This window comes from Amycolatopsis sp. NPDC045836 (assembly GCF_056431745.1).
The window spans coordinates 426,147-442,731 of record NZ_JBWKKF010000003.1 but is presented as its reverse complement, the minus strand read 5'-3'; the positions used below and the strand labels follow the sequence as shown (position 1 = coordinate 442,731).

Here is a 16,585-nt window from a genome sequence, read left to right as displayed (position 1 = left end):
CACACCGCCGTTCGGCGCACTTTCACCGGTTCAGTACACACTTTCGTTGACTTATGACGAAAGATCTCCCTAGGGTCTTGTGACCTGAGTAACAACCCGGTCCCCTGGGAGAGAACATGCGCCTGCCCGTGTTGTTCGCCGCGTTGCTCGTCGCCGGTTCGGGGCCGTTGCTGGTGCCCGAACCGGCGGCAGCGCAGATACCACCCCAGGAACCCGGGGTGACCCTGCGCGTGTACGACGTGCAGGTCGGCCTGAACAAGCTCTGCACGCTCAAAGCCGGGCAGACACCCAACGTCGACAAGCTGATGCCGACGATCGACTGGTCCACCACGGAGCAGTTCGGCATCGCCGACAACTTCGTCTCCGAGGTGATCGGCAACCTGAACGTGCCCGCAGACGGCACCTACAACTTCCGGTTGACCAGCGACGACGGCTCCCGGCTGAAGCTGGACGGCAACGTGGTGATCAACCACGACGGCCTGCACGAGCCGACCGGCAAGGACGGCTCGGCCCAGCTCACCGCCGGCTACCACGCCCTGCGCATCGACCACTTCGACGCCACCGTCGACCAGGTGGTCAAGCTGGAGTGGCAGCCACCCGGCGCCAGTGGGTTCACCGTGGTACCGAACTCCGCGCTGAGCACCGACGCCGACGTGGTCCGGGTGACCGCCCCCGGCCGCAAGGAGTGCGAAGCCGGCACCGACTCGCCGGGCGACGGCCTGCCGCTGACCGGCCTGCACCCCGGTTACACGCTGGCGAACCTGCGGCCCGACGGCTTCGAACCGCAGGTCAGCGCCATGGACTGGCTGCCGGACGGCAGGCTGGCGATCGCCACCTGGGGCGGTACGGACCACGAACTCGGTGAAGTGCACCTGCTCAGCGGCGTCTCCGGCAACACCGATCCGTCGAAGGTGCGGACGCAGAAGATCGCCGAGGGGCTCAAGGAGCCGATGGGCATCAAGCACGTCGACGGCAAGCTGTACGTGTCCGAGAAGGACGGCCTGACCGAGCTGAACGACACCAACGGCGACGGCGTGACCGACGACTACCGCAGGGTGGCGACCTGGCCGTTCGGCGGCAACTTCCACGAGTTCGCCTTCGGCCTGCTCTACCGGGACGGGTTCTTCTACCTGAACCTGTCGGTGGCGATCGACTACGGCGGGGCCACCACCGATCCGCAACCGGCACCGGACCGCGGCACCACGATCAAGGTGAGCAAGGCGACCGGCGAGGTGTCCTACCTGGCCGGTGGGCTGCGGACCCCGCACGGCATCGGCTGGGGCCCGGACGGCGGCATCTTCGTCACCGACAACCAGGGCGGCTGGCTGCCCTCGTCGAAACTGCTGCACGTCAAGCAGGACCGGTTCTTCAACCACTACATGAACCCCGACGGCCCGTTCGACGACCGCGCGGTCACCGCCCCGGTGCTCTGGCTGCCGCAGAACGAGATCGCCAACTCGCCGAGCAACCCGATCCAGCTGCCGAACGGGCCGTTCGCCGGGCAGCTGGTCTTCGGTGACGTGACCTACGGCGGCCTGCAGCGGGCGTACCTGGAGAAGGTCGGCGGCGAGTACCAGGGCGCGGTGTTCCGGATGACGCAGGGGCTGGAGGCCGGGGTCAGCCGGATCAGCCTCGGCCCGGACGGTGCCATCTACACCGGCGGCATCGGCGCGGGCGGCAACTGGGGCCAGCCGGGCAAGCTCAGCCACGGCCTGCAGAAGCTGACGCCCAACGGGACCGGCGCCTTCGACATCCTCGCCATGCGCGCGGTCGAAGGCGGGTTCGAACTGGAGTACACGCAACCGCTGTCGGCCGAAACCGCGCAGAACCTGGCGGCGAAGTACCAGGCCACGCAGTGGCGGTACGTGCCGACCGCGGCCTACGGCGGCCCGAAGGTCGACGAGCAGACGCTCACGGTGTCCTCGGCCGCGTTGTCGGCCGACCGCAAGAAGGTGACCCTGCGGGTGCCGGGGCTCAAGGCCGGGCACGTGGTGCACGTCCGCTCACCCCGGCCGTTCGCCGCGGAATCGGGAGCCCCGCTGTGGAGCACCGAAGCCTGGTACACGCTGAACTCGCTGGTCGGCACCGCGCAGGCGACCGAGTACGAGGCGGAGACGGCCGGGTTGAGCGGGGGCGCCGCGGTCAACACCAACCACCCCGGCTACTCGGGCACCGGTTTTGTGGACGGGTACTGGAACGCGGGTGCGTCCGCCGCGTTCACCGTGAACGTGCCGTCGGCCGGTGACCACAACCTCGGGCTGCGCTACTCGAACGGTCCCGACCCGTTCTCCGGCAGCAAAACGGTGAGCGTCTACGTCAACGGCACGAAGGTGCGGCAGACGCGGCTGGCGAGCACCGTCGACTGGGACACCTGGGCCACGCACACCGAAGCGCTCAGGCTGAACGCCGGGAACAACACGGTGACCTACAAGTTCGACAGCGGGGACGACGGGAACGTCAACCTGGACAAGATCAGCGTGACCCCGGTGCAGCGCGTGTCGTTGTTCGACGGATCGGGACTGGGTGCCTGGGAAGCGCGGTCCGGCGGGGCGGCGAGCTGGCCGGTTTCCGGTGGGTCGATGGAATCGCTGGGTGGGGACATCCGCACCAAGCAGAAGTTCGGCGACTTCAAGCTGCACGCCGAATGGCTGGAACCGCAGTACCCGCCGCAGGTCACCGGGCAGGCGCGTGGCAACAGCGGGGTGTTCCTGCAGGAGCGGTACGAGGTGCAGGTGCTCGACTCCCACGGTGACACCACGCTCGCGGCGGACGAAGCCGGGGCGATCTACGCCAAGCGCGCCCCGGACAGCAACCAGGCGACCGCACCGAACACCTGGCAGACCTACGACATCACCTTCCGCGCGGCCCGGTTCGACGGCGCGGGCAACAAGATCGCCAACGCGCGGGTGACGGTGGTGTGGAACGGGGTCGTGGTGCACGACGACGTGGAGATCGACGGCATCACCGGCGGCAACAGCCTGCCGGAGGGGCCGAGCGCGGAATCGGTGCTGCTGCAGGACCACGGGGACGCGGGGGAGAACCCGCGCTTCCGGAACCTGTGGATCGAGCCGCTGGGCTGACCCGCGAGCCACGGCGGCGGGCGAAGGGGGCTCCCGGGGCAGGGAGCCCCCTTCGTTTCAGCTGCGGGTCACCAGTCCGGGGCGCCACTCGACGTATTCGACTTCGGCGCCGTCGCGGTGCCGGGCGTAGAGGAACCGCCCGGTCGGGCCGGGGGTTTCCGGGGTGGTGATGGTGGCGCCCGCCGCCGCGAGTGTCCTTTGCAGACGGTCGAGGTCCTCGACGACCACGGTGGCGGAGGCGTGGGCGTACTTCGCGCGTTCCTCCGCGGGGCCGGCGATGACCAGGAAGTCACCGATGGCCGCGAGTTCCACGGCGTGGAACGCGAGGCGGAGATCGGGTTCGGTGCCGGTAAGTTCGCGCAGGAGTGGCAGGGCGTCGTCGAGCCGGTCGGTCCACAGGCGGGCGTAGGTCTTCCTGATGTTCACCGTTCGCACGGTAGGCAGCCGGTCGCGGTGGCGGAAGAACGCACTTTCCGGTGAGAGGGGTGCCCGGTGGGAACCGAGGTGGACGCGCTGGCGCACGAGATCTTCGCCGGGGTGTCGGGGAAGTGGGCGCTGCCGGTGCTGAACCTGCTCGGCGAGCGGACGCTGCGCTACAGCGAGGTGCACGCGGGGGCGGCGGGGGTCAGCCACAAGGTGCTCACGCAGACCCTGCGGGGGCTGGAACGGGACGGCCTGGTGCGGCGGCGGGTCCATCCGACGGTGCCGCCGCGGGTCGAGTACTCCGTGACCGAGGCGGGCCAAGCCCTGCGCGGCACGATCAACGGCGTGTGCGCCTGGACGCGGCGCTACCTGGAGGAGATCGAATCCGCCCGCTCCCGGTTCGACCGGGCTCCATAGCGGACCGCGTGGCGCCACCCGGCCAGCAACGCCCCGACGCCGACCGCGCCGAACAGCACCCCGAACCCCGCGGACGCACCCCCGAACAACGCAACGACGGTGAAAAGCACCAGGCACACGCCGGTGCTCATCGCCAGCCAAGCGGCCCACGGGTGGGTGGCGTGATTTGGTGGCTGGTTCGCTCGGGGCGTTGCCGGTGAGTGGGCGGAGGTCGGGCCTCGGGCTGGTCGCTGGTCGGCTCGAAGTGCGGCTGGCGGGTGATCGGCGGCCGCGGCTGACGGTTGGCCTGCCGGGGATGCGGCTGGTGGGTGGATAGCGGTCGCGTCTCGGGTTGGGTGATCCACCCGGCCCGTGGCCGACGGGTGGGCAGCACTCGCAGGCCGGGGCGGCGGCTGGTCCGGCTGGGACGCGGTCGGTGGGTGGGCGGTGGTTGCGGCGTTGGCTGGGGACTGTTCCGCCCGGGGTGCGCGCGGGTCGGTCGCGTGGGCCGGTGGCTGGTCCCGCTGGGACGCGATCGGCGGGTTGGTTGTGGTGCGGGCCGGTGGCCGGCCTGGCCGGGACGCGGCTCGCGGCTCGGTAGTGGCGTGGGGCGGCGGGTGAGCCGGGCGGAGGGCGTGGGTCTGCCTCGCCCGGGGTGGTTGACCGCTGGTGAGGTGAGGGGCCAGCGGGACCACGGGCAGCCGGCGAAAGCGCGGTTGCTCGGTGAACCGCAAACCGCGGGTCTCGATCGAGATGGTGACCAGGCGGCCGACGAGGCGCGCCCGGTCCAGTGCGGTGCCGGTGGTCGGCACCGGGTAGTCGAAGGGGTGCACGCCCGGCAGCATGGGCATCGGCACGCCCGCCTTGGTCAGCGCGGCGACCAGCGAACGCGCACCGCGGGGGTCCGGGACGATCAGCACGCTGCCCCGCGCCAGCGCCACGAACCGGCCCGCCAGCTCATCCGGCATCGCCGCGGTGTCGACCGCGGTGTACAGCTGGTCGAGCACGGTGCCGCCGGTGCCCAGCCGGACCGCGGCCAGTTCGGTGAGCCGCGCAGGCGAACCGGCCGTGGTGAACATCAGCGCGGTGAAGCCCGCGCCGTCGGCCGGGAACCGGCCGGAGCGCCGCAGGCCGATCGGCTTCACCAGTTCGCACATCGTGCTCACCGCCTTCCACTGGCAAGGTCGGCCGCCGCCGGAGAACGTGACGGTTCTCCGCGCCCATCACGCGATCGACGCAAACAAACGGAACTGAGTGCAGAAACCATGCATTAAGCCCGAGCAAAAGAGTGAACTGAGGGCAAGATCGGTTCGGAGCGTAACGACGAAGCGGCGCCGGGCGAGGAAACGGAGCACAGAATGCACCGATCTTCGAGGGACGATTCCGATGGACACCACCCGGGCACGCATGCCGAAATGGCTCAAGATCACGCTTTCGGTTTTCGGAGTTCTGTTCGTGCTCGCGCTCATCTTCGGTGATTCGCGGGAGGGGGAACCGCCACCGGCCGCGGCGCCGACGATCACGGTCTCACCCGCGAGCAAGGTCCCGCAGCCGGCCGAATACGTGGTCACCGGGGTGAGCAACGGCAACACGGTGACCCTGGGCGGAACCCGGTCCGCGCGGGTGCTCGGCCTGGAAACCCCGCCGCCGACCGGCGAGAGCTGCTACCGCACCGAAGCCTACGAGTGGGCCAACCTGGTGCTCCACGGCAAGAAGGTGACGGCGGTGCTGGACGAGACCCGGCAGGTCGTGGTGTCCCTGGTGCTCGCGGACGGCACCGACTACGTGACCCAGGCACTCCAGACCGGCCACGCGAAGTACCTCGCCGACACCGCGCTCGGCACCGCGTCGGCCGGGCTCCGGACCGCCGAGGCCACCGCCAGGGCCGCCGGGGCCGGGCTGTGGGCACAACCGTGCGGCGGGGTGATCACCCGCGTACCCGCGCAGCCGCAACTCGCACCCCAGCCCGCGCCGAAAGCCCCGCCCGCCAAGCAGCCCGCTCCGGCCACGACCACCACGACCAAGGCCACGGAAGAAGCCTTCTACAAGAACTGCGACGCCGCCCGCGCAGCCGGAGCCGCCCCGCTGCTCCGGGGCGAACCCGGCTACAGCTCCAAGCTCGACCGCGACGACGACGGCGTCGCCTGCGAATGACCAGGCGCGCGAACGGCCGGCGTAGACGCTGCGTGCCCGGTAGGGGGTGTCGCCGGACGCCCCCGGCGAACCCTCCACCTGCAGGTTCAGGATGAGCCACATCGGCTTGTGCACGAAGTTCGCCGACCCGGTTGCCGTCGAGGTAGTAGTGGATGTCCGCGCCGGTGGCGCTGGGGCCTGGAACTCGCCGCGCGCCTCCCACTGCGGGAACTGGTCGCTGACCACCTGCTGCTTGGCGTGCAGCGCACCGGAGTGGTAGCGGATCGGCAGGTACGGCTGGCCCGCAGCACCAGCACGCCCGGACCCTCCAGGCAGACGTGGTTGTGGTCGGCCGCGCTGCCGTACGCCCGGGCGGTGCCGTTGTGGTCCGAAACCGCGACCCGGCAGGCGGCATAACCGTGGTTCCACGCGGATTCCAGTGCGGGGCAACCGGAGAAACTGCCGTTGAGCACGGTCTCCCAGGTGGCCGCCGCGGCCGGGCGCGTCCCGAGCGCCGTGCCGAGCAGGCCCGCTGAACCGATGAGGAACCGGCGTCTGCCCGTCGCCGTGATCGACCTCTCCGTGCTGGTGGCATGGTGAGGAAAGCCTTCAACGATCCGGTGGCCAAGGTGGCGAAGCAATCCCCCGGACAGGCGCCGTCAGTGCGACCGGGCGAGCCGGAAACCGACGTCGTCCACGGTGAACGTGGGGTGGCTGCGGCGCCGGACCGAGGCCCGGCAGCTCCAGTGCTCGTCGAACCAGCCGCCGCCGCGGAGCACCCGGTAGGTGCCGTAGACCTCCGCGTCGTAGACGTCCCAGCACCACTCCCAGACGTTGCCCAGCGTGTCGTACAGGCCCCAGGCGTTCGGGCGCTTGCCGCCGACCTCGTGGCTGCGTTCCCCGGAATTGCCGCGGTACCAGGCGATCTGGTCGATCGGGCCGTACCGGGCGGCGGTGCTGCCCGCGCGGCAGGCGTGCTCCCACTCGGCCTCGGTCGGCAGCCGGTAGCCGTTCGCGGTGGTGTCCCACTCGACGTCCTCGGCGTCGGCCTCCAGCCGGTACACCGGCGTGACGCCCTCGCGCTGGGAGAGCGCGTTGCAGAACCGCACCGCGTCCAGCCACGACACGCTTTCCACCGGCAGCCGCTCCCCGCGGGCGGCAGCCGGCCACCGGCCGGTCACCGCCGCGTACAGCCCCTGGGTCACCGGCACCGCCGCGATGCGGTAGGCCCCCAGCTCCACCGGCCAGCTGCGCCGGGTCCGGCGGTCGGCCAGGGTCACCCGGCCCGGCGGGACGGCGATCATCGGTTCCACGGGCGGCGACTCTAGCGCGGCCGCCGATTCCTTTCCGCCCGGCGCGCGGTCTCCACCGGCAGCAGCGAGCAATCCCGAGAGGAACCATCGTGAGATTCAGCATCTTCCTGCCCACCGGGTTCGGGCAGGAGTTCGCCGGCGTCGCCGACCCGGTGGCCGCCTTCGCCACCATCACCGCGGTCGCGAAGGCGGCCGACGAGACCGGCTACCACGCGCTCTGGGCCCCGGACCACTTCACCACGGTCCCGCCGTCGCAGGAGTTCGTCTTCGAATCCTGGTCGGTGCTGACCGCCCTGACCAGGGAGACCAGCCGTGTCCGGCTGGGCCACCTGGTCACCGGCAACGGCTGCCGCAACCCGGCGCTGCAGGCCAAGATGGCGTCCACGGTGGACGTGATCTCCGGCGGCAGGCTCACCTTCGGCATCGGCGCCGGCTGGTGGGAACCGGACTGCACCGGCTACGGCTACGAGTTCGGCACCGCCGGGGAACGGCTGGCCAAGCTGCGTGAAGCGGTCCAGGTGATCCACGCGTTGTGGACCGAGGACGAGGCCACCTTCGAAGGCGCGCACTACCGGATCCGGGGGGCGGTCAACCAGCCGAAGGGCGTGCAGCGCCCGCACTTGCCGATGATGGTCGCCGGGGCGGGGGAAAAGGTGACGCTGAAGATCGTGGCCGAGTACGCGGACGCCTGCAACGTGATGGACTCCCCGGAGACCCTGCGGCACAAGTACGCCGTCCTCCGCGAGCACTGCGCCGCCGTCGGCCGCGACTACGACGAGATGACCCGCACGGCCACCACGGTGTGCATCATCCGGGACACCGACGAGGAAGCACGCGCCCTGGTGCCCCCGGGCATCGAGTTCGCCTATCCAGGTCGACTCGCCGACTACGGCCTGATCGGCACCCTCGACACGGTTCGCGACCGCATCGCCGCCTACGCCGGAGCCGGGGTGCAGGAACTCGTGGTCGGCTTCGAGGACCCGGGCAGCGAGGAGCAGGTCCGGGCCTTCGCCGAGCACTTCCTGGGCAGCGGGTCATGAGGCACCGGGTGATCCACGCCGTGGGCAGCGCGGCGATGCTGGACGAGGGCATGGCCACCGGTGCGGCCGAAGCCGGTTACCCGGATCCGCTCGCCTTCTACTTCGCCGGCCGGGGCGGGGTGCTCGGCGACGTGGACGCCGAGGTGGTCACCGCCGCGTTCGGCTGGTGGGAGCCGGGAACCGTCCGGCAGAACTGGGAACGCGGGGTGGCGGTGGCGGGCGCCGCGGCGGCGGCCCGGCGCTACGGCGGGCTGCTGGCGGACTGGGGTGAGCGGAACCTCGGCGGCGTCGGCGGCGCCGAGCGGCTGGTGGTGCTGGCGGAACGCCTGGTGGCCGCGGTGGAGGGGGCGGGCCTGCCGTTGTTCGCCGGCTGGCGGGCGGAACGGCGCGCCGCCTCGATCCCCGGGCGCCTGGCGCAGCTGATCTTCGTACTGCGTGAGTGGCGTGGTGCCCTGCACCTGGTCGGCACCACGGCGGTGGAGTTGTCGCCGCTGGAGGCGATCCTGACCAACGAGGGTGCCGCGCAGGCGCGGTTCTTCGGCTGGACGGGTGAACTGCCGGACTGCTCGACGCTGGTACCCCGGCACGAGGAAGCCGAAGCGATCACCGACCGCCTCGAAGCGAGGGGCTACGCGAAGGCGTTCACGGCCGCCGAACGCACCGAGTTCGACCGGCTGGTGCGGGGTCTGGACGGCTACAGCTCCCGGAAGTAGCGGGCGATCGGGAGCTGGGGTGAAACCGGCGCGTTCGCAGTTGCAGCGCGCCGGTGCGCGGCCGGGGTCGCCGCCGGTCTCCACCATGGCCGGCTTCATGCCCTGGTCGGTGCACCACCGCACGGCGTGCTCGGTGAGCGCCGACGCGATACCCGCGCGGTGGTGGGCGGGGTCCACGGCGATCAGGTGGATCTCGCCCATCCGCTCCGCCCGGTCCAGCCGGGCGGCGGCGAAACCGGCCACCACCGAGTCCGCTTCGGCGACCCAGGCGGTCAGCTGCGCGTCCCGGCAGGCGGCCTCCACCGCCCGCCGCTGGCCGGCACGCCAGTCCGGGTGCATGGTCCGGAACAGCCCGCCGAGCGCCTGCTCGAGCGAGGCGAACACCGGCGCCCACGCCCGCAGCGCCAAGGCGGTGACCGCGTCCTGGCCGGCGGGGTGAACGCCCGGATGGTCGGCTCCGTGGCCCCCACCATGCCACTCCGGCTTGACCCTGACCCGGCAGGAGGCTTGACGATCCTCGCCATGAGCACCTACCCGAGTCCCGTTCCGCTGCCCGGCGAGCCCGCGCCGGAGGTCCACCGGGAGATCTACCCCATGCCCATGTTCATCACCGTGCCCACCGGCGACCTGGAGGCGTCCAAGGAGTTCTGGATCCGCGGGCTCGGTTTCATCGACCTGTTCACCGCACCCGGCGTGGTCGTGCACCTGCGGCGCTGGGCGTTCCAGGACGTGCTGCTGGTGCCCGGTGAGCCGGCGGCCGAGCCGAGCGCGCTGAGCACCAGTTTCGCGTGCGTGCTCGACCAGATCGAGCCGATCGCCGCGCGCTGCGAGGAACTCCGGCCGGGTTGCACCACCGGCCCGGTGGTCCAGCCGTGGAACTCGATGGAACTGACCGTCCTCACGCCCGAGCACACCCGGGTGGTGATGACCGCCGCCCGGGTGTTCGACCCGGACAGCCAGGAGGCGGAGAACGTCCGCGCACTGGGCATCGAAGTACCACGCGGATGAGCACCGCCGGCCTGCGCGAGACTGGGCTGGTGATCGATCCGGCGCCGGAACCGCCCGGCCTCACCGTCGGCCGGGCGGCCGCGCTCGTCGGGGTCAGCGTGAAGACCCTGCACCACTGGGACGGCATCGGCCTGGTCCGCCCGAGCGGGCGCACCCTGGCCGGGTACCGGGTGTACTCGGCCGACGACGTGGCCCGCATCCACCGCGTGCTGGTCTACCGGGAGATCGGCCTGCCGCTCGCCGAGATCGGCCGCCTGCTCGACGATCCGCACGCCGACGCGCGGGACCACCTGCGACGCCAGCGCGCGGAACTGGCCGGGCGCATCGACCGGCTGCGGCAGATGGTCAGCGCGGTGGACCGGATGCTGGCCGCGTCGGAAACCGGGATGCGGCTGACCGCCGAGGAACAGGTGGAGATCTTCGGCGACCGGTGGCAGCCGTCGTGGGTGGGGGAAGCCGAGCAGCGGTGGGGGGAGACCGCGCAGTGGCAGCAGTACGCCGAGCGGGCCGCGGCGAGGTCACCGCAGGACTGGAAGCGGATCGCGGCCGCGGCCGACGCCTTGCACGCGGACCTGGCCGCGGCCCGGCGAGCCGGGGTCGAGCCCGGTTCCGCCGAGGCGGACGCCCTCGCGGAACGGCACCGGGCGCAGCAGTCGGAGTACTTCGACTGCACGCACGCGATGCACGTCTGCCTGGGCCGCACCTTCACCGACGACCCCGGGTTCCGGTCCTTCTACGACGGCTTCGCCCCCGGGCTGGCCACGTGGCTGCGCGAGGTGATCTGCGCCAACGCCCGGGCGCACGGCGTGGACCCGGAGACCGCGCAGTGGGGCTGAGCCGGACCGGGAATTTCCGCCCGGGTCGAAATCACCCCATCCGGTGATTACTGTGGACCCCGCGTCCGAGACCTCCTGGCCCGGGCACTGGTCTCCGGTCGCACCGCTGCTGGACCCGCCGAACCCCACTGGCGGGTCCAGCAGCCCCTCAGTTCTTGCGGGCCACGCCCCCGGTCATGAACCGCACGCCGATCGTGGTGGCGTCGGTGACGATGGTGTCGGGGCGCCACAGCGGCAGCGGCACGATGCCCGGCGGGAGCAGGTCCAGGCCGTCGAAGTAGGCGGCCAGCTCGGCCGGGGTGCGCACGCGGCCGGTGCCCAGCTGCGAAAGCAGCACCTCCTCCAGCTGCGCGCTCTCCGGCGAGTCGCTGAGCCGGGTGAAGTTGGTGATGAAGAAGTACGAGCCGGGGGCGACGGCGTCGCGCAGCGTGCGCACGATGCCCGCCGGGTCCTCCTCGTCCAGCAGGTGGTGCAGGATGCCCACCAGCATCACGCAGACCGGCTTCGAGAAGTCGATCATCGCGCTGACCTCGGGGTGCTCCAGCACCTCCCGCGGCCTGCGCAGGTCGGCGGTGACCACCCGGGTGTTGTCGTTGTCCTGCAGCAGCGCCCGGCCGTGCGCCAGCACGATCGGGTCGATGTCGACGTAGACGACCTTGTTGCCGGGGTCGACCGCCTGCGCGACCTCGTGGGTGTTGCGCGCGGTCGGCAGGCCGGAGCCGAGGTCGAGGAACTGGGTGACGCCCTGGTCGGCGGCCAGGTGGGTGACCACCCGGTGCAGCATCGCGCGGTTGTGCGCGGCGATCTCCTTGAGCTCGGGCATCACCGCCAGGCTGGCGTGCGCCACCCGGCGGTCGATCTCGTAGTGGTCCTTGCCGTCGAGCATCACGTCGTACACGCGGGCGGCGGTCGGCACGCCGTCGTCGAGGATGACAACGCCGGTTTCGGTCGACTCGGCAGACATGGTGTTCGCACTCCTCACCGCTGGTCGGCAATGGCACCGAGGATAGTCAGTCGGGCACATCGTGTCACAGTGCCGGAGCTGCCGACTGGCGGGTCGTCAATAGCCCGTCGGCACGAAACCGGGTGGCACCTCGTGGTGAGCAGCCGCCGGTTCTCCTCGGTCGCGCGCAGCCGCGCCAGGTCGGCGGACCGTCGAACGTGCCCGGCGGCATCGAGGGGTGGGCCAGCTGACCGACGCCGTGACCGCGGGGTGCGCAGGTGCAGCTCGGACCGCAGGAGCCAGGACTGGCCGCCTCCGCCGGTGATGTGCACGAGCGAGCCGTCCGCGGCGTCGAAGGCGATCCTCGCCTGCGGGACCACCCGGTCCAGCACCGGGGAGCGGTGGGCGGCACGGCCGGTTCCACCACCACGCGAGAGGTTGACCAGCACCCGCCGGGCGCAGGCTTCGAGCTGCTTCGCCGCCGCCTGCCACCGCAGCAGCCGAGCCGAGCACGCGGCGGCGAAGTCCTCGAACGCCGCGTCCAGCTCGTCGCGGGGGCCACTTCCGAACAGGCTCACACCCGCGCCGATCCGGTTGTCATGCCGCGAGGGCCGATTTCCGCCAGCACCGCGGAGGGCGGGCCGCCAGAGTCGTCGGCATGAAGACCACCACCGACCCGGTCTCCGTGCTCGAAGGCAGGTACGCGGCGGAGGCCGAGTACCTGGCCGGCGGGCAATCCTCGTTCGCGCCGCTCGCCCCGTTCTTCGCCGAAGACGTGGTGCTGCACCAGGCCGGCGCCCTGCCCTACGGCGGGACCTGGCGCGGGCACCACGGCCTGGCGCGCTTCTTCCGCGAGATGAGCCGCACCTGGGCCGCCTTCGACCTGGTCGAGCAGGAGTACCTGGTCACCACCAGCCCGCTCGTGGTGCTGACCGGGGTGCGGGCCACCGCCAGGGCGACCGGGCGTGAACTGGAGTTCCCCATCCTGCAGGCGATCACCGTCGAGAACGGCCGGATCACCGAGGTCCGCCCGTTCTACCGGGACACCGCGGCGATCGCCGCCGCCGCCTGCTAGGCGGGGGCGTCGTGGGCCCGCCAGCCCAGTGCGTTCTCCACCGCCTCCTCCACGATCGGCGCCATGGTCCGCAGGTAGGTGGCGGTGACGTGGTTGTCGTCGAGGTAGAGCAGCACGTTGCCGATCACCGGTGGGCACAGCTCCGGCTCGCAGTAGTAGTCGCTGAAGTCCAGGAACGACACCTCCGGCGGCACGTCGAGGCCGAGGTACGGCGGTTCCGGGGCCAGCAGTTCGGCACGCGGGGTGCTGCACTCCGGTGCGTGCGGGCCGTTGGCGTCCACGCAGGCCGACGGCGCGAAGTCGTACCTCGGGTTGTCGCGGGCGGCCAGCACCGGGATGCCGGCGGCGGCGATCTTGCGCCACTGCGCCACGTACCCGGGCGGCGTGCGTTCGACCAGGCCGGGCCGCGCGTCCCTGGTGCCGATGGTGAACACCGCGTCCGGTGCGAGCGCCAGGATCTCGTCGGCCACCGCGGCGTTCCAGTCGATGCACGGCTGATCGCCGGGCACGGTGTCGGAATCGGTGGAGAACGGGCAGCCCCCGCGCAGCATCGAGATGAGCTGCCAGTTCTTCTGCTCCGCCACCGGCCGCAGCGCGGCGAGGAACTGCTGGGCGTGGGAGTCGCCGGCGAGCACGATCCGCTTCGACGGCGGCTCGGTGAACCCGATCGAGCAGACGGTCAGTTCCGCGTGCCGCTCGGCCACCGAGCAGTCGCCGGTGTCGGCGTACTCCTCGGGCAGGGACACCAAGGACGGGACCAGCGGCGGATCGGGCTCGCCCCGGTACTCGAAGCCCGGGGTGCGCGCGCGGGCGCCGGGGTGGTCGGGGTCGCCGGCCGCCTGCGCGTACGCGTCGGCCCTCCAGCGGGCCGCGACCTGCCAGCCGCCGGTGGCCAGCAGCACCGGCACCATGGCGATCGCGGCGAACCGGTGGGCCCGCACCCGCACCCGGCGGGCCGGGTCCTCGACGAAGTGGTGGGTCAGCGCGGCGAGCACCACGGACAGCCCGATGATCGCCACGCCGCCGAGCAGCCCGATCTCCGTGCGCCCGCGGGTGATCAGGTAGAACACCAGGATCGGCCAGTGCCAGAGGTAGAGCGCGTAGCTGAGGTCGCCGACGTACCGCATCGGGCGCGTGCCGAGGAACCGGTCGGCGCCGAACGCGCTGCCGCTCGCCCCGGCCAGCAGCACGCACGCCGCCGACAGCAGCGGCCACAGCGCCGCGTAACCGGGGAACTGCTCGCCGACGGTGAGCACCAGGCCGCAGGAGACCAGGCCCGCGATGCCCAGCCAGCCCAGCAGCACCCGGACCAGCCGGTGCCGCGGCACCCGGTCGATGACCAGCGCCAGCAGCCCGCCCAGGGCGAACTCCCAGACCCGGGTCAGCGAGTGGAAGTAGGCCAGCGGCTGGTCGGCCGCGGTGAGCACCACCGAGAACGCCAGCGAGCCCGCGAACACCGCGAGCAGCGCGCCGGTCAGGAAGCGCCGTGCGACCAGCGCGATCAGCAGCGGCCACACCAGGTAGAACTGCCCCTGGACGGACAGCGACCAGAAGTGCTGCACCACGCTGGCCTGGTCGTGCTGGGTGAAGTAGTCGGCCGAATCCACCGCCAGGCGCCAGTTCTCCAGGAACAACGCCGAGGCGAAGACCTCCCGGATGGTCTGGAACCAGCGGCTCTCCGGCAGCAGCACCACCGAAGCGGCGATCACCGCCAGCAGCACGGTCAGCGCCGCCGGGAGCAGCCGCTTGGCCACCTTGCCCCAGAACCGCGGGAAGCCGATCGGCCCGCGCCCGCCCGCCCGCACCAGCTGCCCGGTCAGCAGGAAGCCCGAAATCAGGAAGAACACGTCCACGCCACCGGAGATCCGGCCGAACCAGACGTGGTAGACGACCACCAGCACCACGGCGATCGCCCGCAGCCCCTGCAACTCGGGCCGGTAGCGCCGTTCCGTCACAGCTCCACCAGCCCCGCGCGGATCGCGTACCGGGTCAGCGCCACGCGGTCCCGCATACCGAGCTTCTGCAGGATGTTCGCGCGGTGCCGGTCGACCGTCTTGATGCTGATCACCAGGATCTCGGCGATCTCCTTGGCGGAGTGGCCCTCGGCGATCAACTTGACGATCTCCTCCTCGCGCGGGGTGAGGATGCTGTTGGGCAGCCGGTCGCCCTGGCGGTCGCGGCGCAGGTAGTCGCGCACCAGCGCGGTCACCGCGCCCTGGTAGAGGAACGGCTCACCGCGCATGGCCGCCCGGCAGGCGTCCATCAGATCCTGGTCGGCCACCGACTTGAGCACGTAGCCGGAGGCACCCGCCTTCAGCGCCTCGAAGAAGTACCGCTCGTTGTCGTACATCGACAGCATCAGGATGCGGATCTCCGGGGCCCGGCGGGAGATCTCGCGGGCCGCCTGGATGCCGGTCAGCCGCGGCATGGCGATGTCGAGGATGGCCAGGTCGACCTCGCCGGGCACGGCGGCGTCGATCGCCTCGGCCCCGTCGGCGGCCTCGGCCACCACGGTCAGGTCGGGTTCGGCGTCGAGGATGAGCCGGAGCCCGCGCCGCACCAGTGCGTGGTCGTCGGCGAGCAGGATGCGGGTGCTCACCGCGGCACCCGCAGGCAGACGTCGGTGCCGTCCACTGTGGACTCCACGGTGAGTTTCGCGCCGATCAGCAGCGCTCGTTCCCGCATCCCGCGGATCCCGGCCCCTTCGTGGTCGATGCCGCCGGTGCCGTTGTCGGTCACCCGCAGGGTGAGTTCGCCGTGCCGGGCGGTCAGCGAAAGGTCCACTTCGGACGCCCCCGCGTGCCGCGCCACGTTGGTCAGGCTCTCCTGGGCGATCCGGTACAGCACCAGCTCGACGTCCGGGCTCAGCTCCGGCAGGTCGTTGTCCACCCACCGGTTCACCCGCAGCTCGCCGAATTCGCTGCTCAGCGCGTGCAGGGCGCTCTGCAGGCCGAGATCGGCCAGCACACCGGGCCGCAGCCTGCGGGCGACCTGGCGCACCTCGTCCAGGCTGTCCCGAACGGTCTCCTGCACGGCGTGCAGTTCCTCCCGCAGTTCGGCGGGCGCGCGGTCGACGGCCCGCTTGAGCCCGAGCAGCACCACGGTCAGGCTCTGCCCGATCTCGTCGTGCAGCTCGCGGGCGATGCGCTGGCGTTCGGCTTCCTGCGCGGCGAGCGCGTGCGCACTGCTCTCGCTGCGCTCGGCCTCCAGCCGGTCGAGCATGGTGTTGAAGGTGTGCACCAGGTGCGTCACGTCGCCGTGCCCGCGTTCGGTGAGCCGGTCGCTGCTCCGCAGCAGGTCCACCCGCTGCATCAGGGTGGCCAGCGCGTCCAGCGGCGCCAGGCTGCTCCGCACCAGCACCGCGTTCGCGGCCAGGATCAGCAGCAGGCCGGCCACCAGCACCGGCACTTCGGTGATCCGCACCGGCGCGGACACCGTGGCGGGGGAGAGCGCGAGCACCAGCGTGCCCGCGGTGAACAGCAGCCCGTTGATCACGAGCAGCCGCCGGAACAACGCCTGCGTGGGGCGCAGGGCTGCGCCGGCAGCCACACCGCGGTCGATCATCCCCTCACCCTCGCCCGCCACCACCGCCCTGTCCATGGGAGTCAGCACCCATTCGGGGGAG

At 71.6% G+C, this 16,585-nt stretch carries 16 protein-coding genes and 1 pseudogene; 8 read left to right on the top strand and 9 right to left on the bottom strand.

Annotation, left to right across the window (positions count from 1 at the left end; all coding sequences use genetic code 11):
- Positions 1-116 precede the first annotated feature (116 nt).
- The gene (locus tag AC07EG_RS07055; protein ID WP_478252098.1) at positions 117-3,080 is read left to right on the top strand and encodes a 3-keto-alpha-glucoside-1,2-lyase-like domain-containing protein; all 2,964 of its coding nucleotides are present in this window, start codon (positions 117-119) and stop codon (positions 3,078-3,080) included.
- A gap of 57 nt (positions 3,081-3,137) precedes the next feature.
- On the opposite strand, the gene AC07EG_RS07050 is transcribed toward AC07EG_RS07055, so the two are convergent.
- A complete protein-coding gene (locus AC07EG_RS07050) occupies positions 3,138-3,506 on the bottom strand; it encodes a VOC family protein (RefSeq protein ID WP_478252097.1) in 369 nt (122 codons plus the stop codon).
- Positions 3,507-3,572: 66 nt separating this feature from the next.
- Here AC07EG_RS07050 and AC07EG_RS07045 point away from each other — a divergent pair, with 66 nt between their 5' ends.
- The gene (locus tag AC07EG_RS07045) at positions 3,573-3,920 is read left to right on the top strand and encodes a winged helix-turn-helix transcriptional regulator (RefSeq protein WP_478252096.1); all 348 of its coding nucleotides are present in this window, start codon (positions 3,573-3,575) and stop codon (positions 3,918-3,920) included.
- Here AC07EG_RS07045 and AC07EG_RS07040 read toward each other — a convergent pair.
- Positions 3,869-5,056, bottom strand: coding sequence for a hypothetical protein (locus tag AC07EG_RS07040; RefSeq protein WP_478252095.1), 1,188 nt, complete (start codon positions 5,054-5,056; stop codon positions 3,869-3,871). The two genes, AC07EG_RS07045 and AC07EG_RS07040, sit on opposite strands and share 52 nt — an antisense overlap.
- Before the next feature lie 229 nt (positions 5,057-5,285).
- Between AC07EG_RS07040 and AC07EG_RS07035 the strand changes: the two genes are divergently transcribed.
- Entirely contained in the window at positions 5,286-6,053 is a 768-nt protein-coding gene (locus AC07EG_RS07035) for an excalibur calcium-binding domain-containing protein (protein ID WP_478252094.1), read from the top strand.
- A gap of 638 nt (positions 6,054-6,691) precedes the next feature.
- On the opposite strand, the gene AC07EG_RS07030 is transcribed toward AC07EG_RS07035, so the two are convergent.
- Positions 6,692-7,336, bottom strand: coding sequence for a formylglycine-generating enzyme family protein (locus AC07EG_RS07030; RefSeq protein ID WP_478252161.1), 645 nt, complete (start codon positions 7,334-7,336; stop codon positions 6,692-6,694).
- Between the two features lie 98 nt (positions 7,337-7,434).
- Here AC07EG_RS07030 and AC07EG_RS07025 point away from each other — a divergent pair, with 98 nt between their 5' ends.
- Entirely contained in the window at positions 7,435-8,385 is a 951-nt protein-coding gene (locus tag AC07EG_RS07025) for an LLM class F420-dependent oxidoreductase (RefSeq protein WP_478252093.1), read from the top strand.
- Positions 8,382-9,098 (top strand): SCO6745 family protein, encoded by a 717-nt coding sequence (locus AC07EG_RS07020; protein WP_478252092.1) that lies wholly within the window; start codon positions 8,382-8,384, stop codon positions 9,096-9,098. Before AC07EG_RS07025 ends, AC07EG_RS07020 begins: the two co-directional genes overlap by 4 nt.
- Positions 9,099-9,233: 135 nt before the next feature.
- On the opposite strand, the pseudogene AC07EG_RS07015 reads toward AC07EG_RS07020, so the two are convergent.
- Positions 9,234-9,437, bottom strand: a pseudogene (locus tag AC07EG_RS07015) (GNAT family N-acetyltransferase); the annotation flags it as partial.
- A 183-nt stretch (positions 9,438-9,620) separates the two neighbouring features.
- On the opposite strand from AC07EG_RS07015, the gene AC07EG_RS07010 reads away from it, so the two are divergent.
- The gene (locus AC07EG_RS07010; RefSeq protein WP_478252091.1) at positions 9,621-10,106 is read left to right on the top strand and encodes a VOC family protein; all 486 of its coding nucleotides are present in this window, start codon (positions 9,621-9,623) and stop codon (positions 10,104-10,106) included.
- The gene (locus AC07EG_RS07005; protein ID WP_478252090.1) at positions 10,103-10,942 is read left to right on the top strand and encodes a MerR family transcriptional regulator; all 840 of its coding nucleotides are present in this window, start codon (positions 10,103-10,105) and stop codon (positions 10,940-10,942) included. Before AC07EG_RS07010 ends, AC07EG_RS07005 begins: the two co-directional genes overlap by 4 nt.
- 148 nt (positions 10,943-11,090) lie before the next feature.
- On the opposite strand, the gene AC07EG_RS07000 is transcribed toward AC07EG_RS07005, so the two are convergent.
- Positions 11,091-11,906 carry an SAM-dependent methyltransferase gene (locus AC07EG_RS07000; RefSeq protein ID WP_478252089.1) on the bottom strand — a complete coding sequence of 272 codons (816 nt, stop codon included), beginning with the start codon at positions 11,904-11,906 and terminating at the stop codon, positions 11,091-11,093.
- Positions 11,907-11,920: 14 nt separating this feature from the next.
- Positions 11,921-12,463 carry a hypothetical protein gene (locus AC07EG_RS06995; RefSeq protein WP_478252088.1) on the bottom strand — a complete coding sequence of 181 codons (543 nt, stop codon included), beginning with the start codon at positions 12,461-12,463 and terminating at the stop codon, positions 11,921-11,923.
- 80 nt (positions 12,464-12,543) lie between these two features.
- On the opposite strand from AC07EG_RS06995, the gene AC07EG_RS06990 reads away from it, so the two are divergent.
- Positions 12,544-12,960: a nuclear transport factor 2 family protein gene (locus AC07EG_RS06990; protein WP_478252087.1), complete on the top strand. Its 417-nt coding sequence runs from the start codon at positions 12,544-12,546 to the stop codon at positions 12,958-12,960.
- Here AC07EG_RS06990 and AC07EG_RS06985 read toward each other — a convergent pair.
- Genes AC07EG_RS06985 through AC07EG_RS06975 form a run of 3 tightly spaced genes read right to left on the bottom strand, consistent with a single transcriptional unit; the run spans position 12,957 to position 16,560 of the window.
- A complete protein-coding gene (locus tag AC07EG_RS06985) occupies positions 12,957-14,915 on the bottom strand; it encodes an acyltransferase family protein (RefSeq protein ID WP_478252086.1) in 1,959 nt (652 codons plus the stop codon). The genes AC07EG_RS06990 and AC07EG_RS06985 overlap by 4 nt on opposite strands.
- Positions 14,912-15,559, bottom strand: a complete 648-nt coding sequence (locus tag AC07EG_RS06980) for a response regulator (RefSeq protein ID WP_478252085.1) — start codon at positions 15,557-15,559, stop codon at positions 14,912-14,914. Before AC07EG_RS06980 ends, AC07EG_RS06985 begins: the two co-directional genes overlap by 4 nt.
- A complete protein-coding gene (locus AC07EG_RS06975; RefSeq protein WP_478252084.1) occupies positions 15,556-16,560 on the bottom strand; it encodes a HAMP domain-containing sensor histidine kinase in 1,005 nt (334 codons plus the stop codon). Before AC07EG_RS06975 ends, AC07EG_RS06980 begins: the two co-directional genes overlap by 4 nt.
- Positions 16,561-16,585 lie beyond the last annotated feature (25 nt).

Coding starts and splice junctions, on each gene's coding strand:
- AC07EG_RS07035 (WP_478252094.1), top strand. CDS start 5,286: ATGGACACCACCCGGGCACGCATGCCGAAATGGCTCAAGATCACGCTT.
- AC07EG_RS07030 (WP_478252161.1), bottom strand. CDS start 7,336: ATGATCGCCGTCCCGCCGGGCCGGGTGACCCTGGCCGACCGCCGGACC.
- AC07EG_RS07000 (WP_478252089.1), bottom strand. CDS start 11,906: ATGTCTGCCGAGTCGACCGAAACCGGCGTTGTCATCCTCGACGACGGC.
- AC07EG_RS07010 (WP_478252091.1), top strand. CDS start 9,621: ATGAGCACCTACCCGAGTCCCGTTCCGCTGCCCGGCGAGCCCGCGCCG.
- AC07EG_RS07040 (WP_478252095.1), bottom strand. CDS start 5,056: ATGTGCGAACTGGTGAAGCCGATCGGCCTGCGGCGCTCCGGCCGGTTC.
- AC07EG_RS06975 (WP_478252084.1), bottom strand. CDS start 16,560: ATGGACAGGGCGGTGGTGGCGGGCGAGGGTGAGGGGATGATCGACCGC.
- AC07EG_RS07005 (WP_478252090.1), top strand. CDS start 10,103: ATGAGCACCGCCGGCCTGCGCGAGACTGGGCTGGTGATCGATCCGGCG.
- AC07EG_RS07020 (WP_478252092.1), top strand. CDS start 8,382: ATGAGGCACCGGGTGATCCACGCCGTGGGCAGCGCGGCGATGCTGGAC.
- AC07EG_RS07055 (WP_478252098.1), top strand. CDS start 117: ATGCGCCTGCCCGTGTTGTTCGCCGCGTTGCTCGTCGCCGGTTCGGGG.
- AC07EG_RS06990 (WP_478252087.1), top strand. CDS start 12,544: ATGAAGACCACCACCGACCCGGTCTCCGTGCTCGAAGGCAGGTACGCG.